We start from the raw sequence: 7,461 nt of genomic DNA, 5'->3' as shown, positions 1-7,461 counted from the left end.
TTGTAGAACCATCTAAAGTGTCTCCGCCTACCGCAGTTAATTCTGTTCTAGTCGCTACCGCATAATTTCCGTTAGTTATAATTCTAATAATTCTGTTCGTGCTACTGGATGCGCTAGGTAATTTCAAAACCTGAGTGCCGTTTACACCGCCCCAAGAAAGCACTAAAAGCATTACGTTATCAAAATACCCGATACCTAGGTCTATAGTGATGTTTGCTTGGTTAGTCCAACCAGTAGGAACTAAATAGTTGTCTATAACGTTTAAAGTAGTTTTTTTAGTAACCCCTTCTTGAACGACAGCAAATATTTCTTCGCCTTGTAATGCTCCAGCTACTGGTAAATCGCTTATTTTTAAGTTTGCCATTATATTTTTATTTTGTAATTATCTTCTTGTAATATTAAGCTTCCGTTTTCTTGTATTAAAAAATCACCTTGCAAGACTCTGTTGATTGATCCGATACCTTGTGCCCATAAAGATCCGTCGCAACACTCTCTGCTGTACGTATTCTTGCCTTTACATAAGCAAGCTCTTCTGCCGTTCTTAGGGCTAGTTAAACTAGGCGTTCTATTTTCTGTTGCCATCTTCTAAAATCATTTGTTTAATTTTTAGCAATTCAATTCCAGCTTCAATTTCTCTGCTTAACTCTTCTTTTTTAGTTTTCTCAGTAAAGTACCCTTCAATACTAAAGCCTTTCACCATTCCAGTTTTCACAAACTCTTGCCAAACTTTCTCATTGTTTACTTTTACAGTACCTAGCCAAGTTCCCAAAGGCAAGTCCATATCGTAAATAGCACTCTTGTCTTTTTCTTTGTCCTCTAATATCCAGCTTTCAACTAAACTAAGCCCAGAAAGCTCAAACTGATGCTCAAACGTGGAGTTGTTTTGTTTGTTGTTTATTAAGTACATTTCAGATGCTTTGCGCACCGTATCTTTAGAGAAATATATATAGTATTCGTCTTCTCCGTCTTTACGGTAGATAGTTTTATTTGGTATTAACAAAGCACCAGTTAATAGTCTTTTGTCGGTGTCAACCTCAGCCAGTTTATATTCTTTATCGTTTTTTAATGCCACAAAGTTCTCTTCAATCGCTGGGTATTCTACAATGCTTATTGCATCAATTCCAGAAAGTTCTTCGTCCTCTTCAATTATTAGCTCAACTATTCTCATATTAATATAACGTTTTTATTTGTTTTTTTGTAATTACAATGTAGCTCCTTCTACTATATTATTTTCTAAACTCTGAGCAGTAGTAACATCATTCGACACTACATAGGCTTGTACTGGTTGACTAGTTTGCGAAGCTATCGTGTCAGCTAAACTACTTGTTTCAGTAGCTCCCACTACATTAAAGCTAGGTGCTTGTGTTTCAGCTATAACTCCAGTACCACCGCCACCAGCAGTTTTAGGCGGTGCAACTCCTCCTCCTTTTGGGCTTCCGCCTCCTAAAGCAGAAAGTCCCTTTGCAGTAGCAGCAATATTTCCAGCAATTCCAAGTCCAGCGCTTATAGAATTTATAGCAACCCAAGGCATACCACCAGTTGTAACAGAAGCAGAAACCGCTTTTGCATTAGCAACACCAGTATTAACTAATATTTTAGCAATACCAGCAGCACCCTCAGCAATAAGCAAAGCCTTTTGAACGGCAATGTTTTCCCCAGCAATTTGTTTTAGTACATTAATCCCTTTTTGAGCAACATCTAAAGTAGCATTTTGAACAGCAGCTTTTGCTTCTTTGGAAGCTAAGTCAATATCAGCTTCTTTTTTAGCAAACTGTTCTTTTAAGTTTATTTTCTGCTCATCTGTTAAGGTAGTGTCTTCTAGTAATAATGCTTCTCTTTCTGCTAGAACTTCTCTTTGCTCTTCAAAGTTTAACTCTTCAAACTCTTTGTCTAGTTCAAGTTGTTCAATTAACGCCTCTTGCTCAGCTAGTTTATCTGCTTCCTCTTGCTCTTTTCTCGCTTCCTCTTCTAATCTGTCTTTCTCTTTAAATCCGTCTTTTAATTCTTTTAACTTAGTAAGCCTAGCACTTTCTAGTTCAACAGTATCTTGTTCATAAAGAACAGCAGCTTCTTTTAGCTTTGCGTACTCCTCCTCAACAAGCCTAAGCTTCTCCTCTCTTCTCTCTGCTTCTGTGTCAATTTCGCCTTTGCGAATAGCTTCTAATGCAGCTTTTTTCTCGTCTTCTGCTTTTTTAATAGCATCACTCTCTTCTTTGTTAGCCTTCTCTCTATCTGACTTAGCTTTTTCTTTAGCACTATTTTTATCTGCTCTGTCTTTTAAAACAAAACCGTCTCTTGTATTTTTAAGTTTCCTTAATTGGTCTTCCGTTTCTTTAATAGTTTCATCAGCTTCCGTAGCAACCTCATCTGGGTCAAACACCATCTCGGCAACGCCTAAAAGGTAGCCTTCTGCTAATTTAGTTCCCTCTTCTATCACTCCAATTTTAGCTAGTGTATCTGTAATAGCGTCAACCATTCCTAGCACAACAGTTATTGGCGCAGTTATAAAACCAATAATACCAGCGACTATGTTTCTGTTTCTTTTAGCAGCAGCTATCTGGCTTTTTTTCATAGACTCTTGTTGAGCTAATTGAGCCTCAGTAGCAGCAATTACTTCATTAGTCTGTTGAACTTTAAGGTCACGTATTTCTCTCTCTGTTTTGCCTTGTAGTTTAAGAGTATTCTCCATTGAGCCAGTAATAGCTAATTGCTCTTCTGCAACAGCTTTCATTTTCTCTGCCTCTGCTAACCCCTCTCTCTGTGCCCTAGTAGTTCCATCTACAAGCCCTTTTATATCGTCCCAGTACGCTACGATCAATCCTAAAGCCACAACTAAAGCTCCGATACCCGTAGATATTAAAGCCCCCTTAACTCCTTTTAAAGTCTTTATAAAGCCCTTAGCTCCAGTAATAACACCCTTAACCGATCCAGAAAGGTTTTTTATTTTACCAGCATATCCACCAGTAGCTTCGTCTAATACTTTAAAACCCTCTCTATTTTTCTGCCCAGCCTTAGACAGTCCATCAAGCTTGTTCTCTAAATCGCTTAAAGCTTTATTTGCTTTACTAGTTTTAGCTACTACTTCGATTTCTACTTTTTCTGCCATAGCTCATTTATTAATTGTTCGTAACCTTCTTTCATTGTTTCTGGTATTTTGTACTTCCCTTTTGCTACGTCTATGTATTCACCTTTGAAGTCATATTGTAAACCCTCTAGTATATCTTTAATCATATTTTAAGTTGTTGTTGCGAATATATTTGTGTCAAAAGCCTCTACTTCCTTTCCGTCAATAGTATAAACTGCTCTTAGCGTTATCTTGTAAGTTGTTTTATTAAGTAAACCGGTAACGCCGCCATTTGTTACCGCAGAACCATAAGAAGTGTTAGTAAAAAGGTCATTAGTATAAACGTTAAATTTAACTAGGTTAGGAGCAGATAATAAGTCCCACGAAAAACTAACCCCGTTAGAAGTGCTTCCAGTAGCAACTAGCCCTTGTACCCTACCCAAAGTCGGTGACTGACCTCCTAGGCTTTGTTGAACGCTTGTTGTTAAGTTGTAAAGCTCTAAGTCACTTTTATTAGTTAGTAAATTAGTTTTAATAGAGTTGATCCTATACTGACTATGTCCAATTATAAAGACGTCATTCAAATTGTATTTTAAAATTATAGACAAAGGTAAATATGCCGATACTTTAGTTTTTCTGGCGTTTATTGCAAACAAAGAAGCTACATAGTTTCTGTAATATTTAGTGAATAAATCATTTGACTGTGGCTGTAAATACGGATTGCCTGTGCTATTTAGGTACTCGTCATTTTCAATTCCATAGTTAAGAGTGTCGCTTATAAACTGGTTAGCGTCATTTATCAAACTATTCGAAGGTCTTATGTAACTGTTTAATAGAGTACTACCAGTGCCCCAAGGTATACTTGCAGTTGAACCCGCACTAGTTAAAGTTCTGTTAGCGTAAAACAAAAGAGGTTGCCCAATAGCTGGCTCAAATTTCTTGTTAAGCATAGCTCCTTGTACAATTCCAGTTAGCAAATCAGTTTCTCCGTTCGTTAAACGTTCGTACATCATTTTCTCAAAATTAGGCTCAACACTATAAGTAGAACCGTCAAAGTTGTCGTCTCCGTACTCTTCTTGCGCAAATTTGTCTCCTTGAATTTCGTCTGAGTACTGTATTAAGTAAGACTTCTTGCTTTTAAAGTCAAACTTCATTTTTTTGAACTGAGATAATTTGCTTATTGTAGATTTTTTAGTGTCTACATATCTAGTAATATCGTATGAAACTCCAAGACTGTAATAGTCATCTAAAGGTAGTACAACTAAAACGTCTCCGTCTCTATAAGCAGTTAAGTTATACATTATAAACAAGTTCTTTAGAAAGTCGATTATTTTCATTTTAGGAAGTTGCTGACTTATTATAACTTCATTGTCAGACGCCACAACTCCTCTATCGTACCCTCCAGTACTTACGGTGGTTAGTGCACCAGTGTTTCTTAAAAACTTATACGTCATTGTTAAAGTCTGAGTTATACCTAAAGTGTTATCTGTAATAACATTAAAGTAAACGTCAAGCTCATTGTAGCTCCAATCTGCAAATCTAAATTCGTAATCGCTAAAAGTCTGAGTTCCTGATCCACTGCTAGAAAATACTAAGTCATTGTTAGATGCTCTTCTAATTTCTACCTCGTAGCTTTGATTGCCAGGCATTGTAACAGTCCACTCAGTTTCGTAATAATATTCTCCAGCTGGTGGCTGCGTACACCTTCCTGGTCTTTGTCTTGTGCCGTTTAAAAACTCCCAGTTATCTTGTGGGTCTGATGGGTTTTCTGGCTGGTTCCATCTTGTGCTTATAATCTGCACTTCACCCCCTTCAATAGCATTAGTCATAAAGCCCTCTTCTCTATGTAGCCAAATAAACAACTTCTTAAACTGGTACGAGTTAAAAAACTCATCGCTAAACTTTAATTGTGGGTACTTTGCTTCAATAGCATCAATAATAACTCTGCATTTTAAAGCTGGTTTTATGTCCGATCCATTCATAAACGTATCGCTAATTTCGTCCTTATAGTTTCCATAGCCATTGTACCTCATATTTTTACTATGAAATATTAGCGGAAATACTATGTCTGCGTCAACAGCTCCGTTTAAAACTTTTTGCTGAATATAATAGTCGTCAAACTGGTAGTTTAACCCAGTTGGTATAGGCAAAGAGCTAAGCTCATTCTCTGCCAGTATTTCTTTAAGCTCTACTGTGTTACCAGTAAAAACTAATTTATAAGAGTAAGCGACCTCTTCTTTTAACTCAACAGAGTTTAGCCTTAGTTTACCGACTTTGTAATTAACTCCGTTTAACTGGATCAATGCATCTGCTTGAAATCTAGCGTCAAAGCTGTTCTCTATATCTACATTGTAATAATGTTTAAAAAACTTATTGTTATGTTTTGAAGCTGGAACGCTAAATTGTTGACTAAAGGGTGCAAATATTTTAGCTGGATCTTTAACGTTTTGTATTGTATCTGTTATTGAAACGCTTTCGTCTTTAAATAGTTCTAACTTTGTATAGTCATCGTATATTTGATAAGGTACGTTTGATCCACTAAACACCCCACTTGTTACGCTTAATGAAACGTCGCTGTTAATTGCAGTAATTCGCGCCTCAACACCACTTGTTAAGTTCTTTACTAGTTGCCCAATCTTAAATAGTCCGTTTAAAAATTGAGCCCCATTGTCAATGACTATTGTTCCTGTTGGTACGCTATTAAACACAGATGTTCTAGCAACGCCCCTTATGTATAAGTCAATTATCTGCATCTTATCTTATGTTGTTTATTGTGTCAAAAGCAAATTCTATTTTTATATTGTAGTTTATTAATTTGTCGTTTAAACTGGTCTTATAACCAAACCCAGAGTCTGTTATGTTAATAGGTAAAGATTTTCCGTCAATTCTAATCCAAGCATCTTCGCTTAATTGCATCTGCTTAAACACCTCGTTGTATTCCTCTGGATAAAATCCAGTATTTAGGCTCATTTTTTCGTTACCCCTTTTGTATAGGTTTTTGTCTTGATGTTCGTTTAATGAATAGTTATTAGCTACAAGCGTGTTTCTTTTAAACGACTCTCTTTTAGTAGTTAGCTCTTTACTACTAGTCTTGAAAAACCAAATGTCTTGTAAAGCACCGTATTTATTTATGAAGCTTATTTTGTAAGGCTCGTACTTACACTCTTCTATGTTTTTAACTTTAATCTCTCTGCCGCCTCCTGAATTGTATAAAGAGTACACGTAAATAGTGTCTACTGGAAACACTTCAATTTCGTTAGAAAATTCATCAAAACATATACTTCCCTCAAAAATGCCCGGGCCACTACCTTGATTAAAGCTAAGCACTCTGTCCCTGAACCTATCTGCTGGGCTATCTGTATTTGTTACATATTGTATTTGATTGTCAGAGTTTGTATTCGGGCTAAAGTTTTGCTCGTACACTTTCTCATTGTTATGGTAAAAAGAAACTTCCGTTACTCTATTGGTGTCGATTGGCAAGTAAATTGGTGCGTCATCTAATTTAACTATTGTTTTGTTAGACTGTAAAAAATCAGCATTTAACTGAGGGTTATATCCGTCTTCAAAATATCCAAAACCGTAAAACCCTTTATTAGCTACTAGAGTTTCAGTTGAAGTTACACCAGCAACAACTTTAGTAAGCTGATAGTCTACCCATACTATTGGTGTTTCATAGCTCTCTGCGCTATAAGTCATATAGTCCCTAACAAGCTCTGCAATTTCGTAATTTACCGCTTCATTAATAGCAAACGATCTTAAAGTATAAGTAGCTGCTGCTGGACGTGAAGTTGTTTGAGTGCCACTGTATATCCATATATTTAATATAGCTGATTGTAATTTTGTTTGAGTCTTATACACGTAGTACGGACTTCTTACGTTAATTTTTGCCATTGTTCTTTTTTATTATAAATTCCGTAAAGTCTTTTACGTCTATTCTGTAAGATTTTTGTAGTCTTTTACTTATGTTCTTTAGATATTTATGGTAAGGCTCTGTGTAAAATAGACTTGGTTTTATGCCCTTGGTAAATATACTTCTTGCGATTAAAAACTGTAACGTCTTTCTAGTCATAAACCTTCCTTGCTCATCTCTCGGAGCTATGCCTTTTCTGACTATCCACTTGTCTAAACTACTAGGTGGCGGCATCTTGTCTTTATATGAGTATGGTGTGTCATATTTTTGTTTAGTACCACTGACTCCCTTGTCTACAAATGTAGCATAGTCCTCCATTAGTATTTGAAATGTCAAAGTGTCGCTTTCAGACGTAACTGGTGTACCCTTTATGCTCTTCTCTAAAGCTCCACCGCCTTTTTTTACAGCGATTAAGTTCTCTTTAGACTCCTTAATTATAAGGTCTCTTACTTCTGCCAGAGCATCTGTTAGGTTCTTAGTGTTCATT

Annotated in this window: 7 protein-coding genes; all 7 read right to left on the bottom strand. The window is 36.3% G+C overall.

Features of this window, described 5'->3' with window-relative positions; all coding sequences use genetic code 11:
* A partial coding sequence (locus QNK89_RS04585) for a hypothetical protein (protein WP_340169782.1) occupies positions 1-364 on the bottom strand: 364 nt, incomplete at its 3' end.
* Between the two features lie 201 nt (positions 365-565).
* A complete protein-coding gene (locus QNK89_RS04580; RefSeq protein WP_340169781.1) occupies positions 566-1,168 on the bottom strand; it encodes an XkdF-like putative serine protease domain-containing protein in 603 nt (200 codons plus the stop codon).
* 33 nt (positions 1,169-1,201) lie between these two features.
* A complete protein-coding gene (locus QNK89_RS04575; protein WP_340169780.1) occupies positions 1,202-3,106 on the bottom strand; it encodes a hypothetical protein in 1,905 nt (634 codons plus the stop codon).
* Positions 3,091-3,231, bottom strand: a complete 141-nt coding sequence (locus tag QNK89_RS04570; RefSeq protein ID WP_340169779.1) for a hypothetical protein — start codon at positions 3,229-3,231, stop codon at positions 3,091-3,093. Before QNK89_RS04570 ends, QNK89_RS04575 begins: the two co-directional genes overlap by 16 nt.
* A gap of 3 nt (positions 3,232-3,234) precedes the next feature.
* Positions 3,235-5,817, bottom strand: a complete 2,583-nt coding sequence (locus tag QNK89_RS04565) for a fibronectin type III domain-containing protein (RefSeq protein WP_340169778.1) — start codon at positions 5,815-5,817, stop codon at positions 3,235-3,237.
* Between the two features lies 1 nt (position 5,818).
* Positions 5,819-6,955, bottom strand: coding sequence for a hypothetical protein (locus QNK89_RS04560; RefSeq protein ID WP_340169777.1), 1,137 nt, complete (start codon positions 6,953-6,955; stop codon positions 5,819-5,821).
* Complete coding sequence (locus QNK89_RS04555; protein ID WP_340169776.1) at positions 6,942-7,460, bottom strand: hypothetical protein; 519 nt, start codon at positions 7,458-7,460, stop codon at positions 6,942-6,944. The genes QNK89_RS04560 and QNK89_RS04555 overlap by 14 nt, the downstream gene beginning before the upstream one ends.
* Position 7,461: the final 1 nt, after the last annotated feature.

Source organism: Lacinutrix sp. (genome assembly GCF_037625555.1).
In the GTDB taxonomy this organism is placed as follows: Bacteria; Bacteroidota; Bacteroidia; order Flavobacteriales; family Flavobacteriaceae; genus Lacinutrix.
The sequence above is the reverse complement of the archived record's forward strand: the minus strand, read 5'-3'. Positions and strand labels throughout refer to the sequence as shown.

What these genes read in the sequence shown, in the direction of transcription:
- QNK89_RS04575 (WP_340169780.1), bottom strand. Translation starts at nt 3,106, where the DNA reads ATGGCAGAAAAAGTAGAAATCGAAGTAGTAGCTAAAACTAGTAAAGCA.
- QNK89_RS04565 (WP_340169778.1), bottom strand. Translation starts at nt 5,817, where the DNA reads ATGCAGATAATTGACTTATACATAAGGGGCGTTGCTAGAACATCTGTG.
- QNK89_RS04580 (WP_340169781.1), bottom strand. Translation starts at nt 1,168, where the DNA reads ATGAGAATAGTTGAGCTAATAATTGAAGAGGACGAAGAACTTTCTGGA.
- QNK89_RS04570 (WP_340169779.1), bottom strand. Translation starts at nt 3,231, where the DNA reads ATGATTAAAGATATACTAGAGGGTTTACAATATGACTTCAAAGGTGAA.
- QNK89_RS04555 (WP_340169776.1), bottom strand. Translation starts at nt 7,460, where the DNA reads ATGAACACTAAGAACCTAACAGATGCTCTGGCAGAAGTAAGAGACCTT.
- QNK89_RS04560 (WP_340169777.1), bottom strand. Translation starts at nt 6,955, where the DNA reads ATGGCAAAAATTAACGTAAGAAGTCCGTACTACGTGTATAAGACTCAA.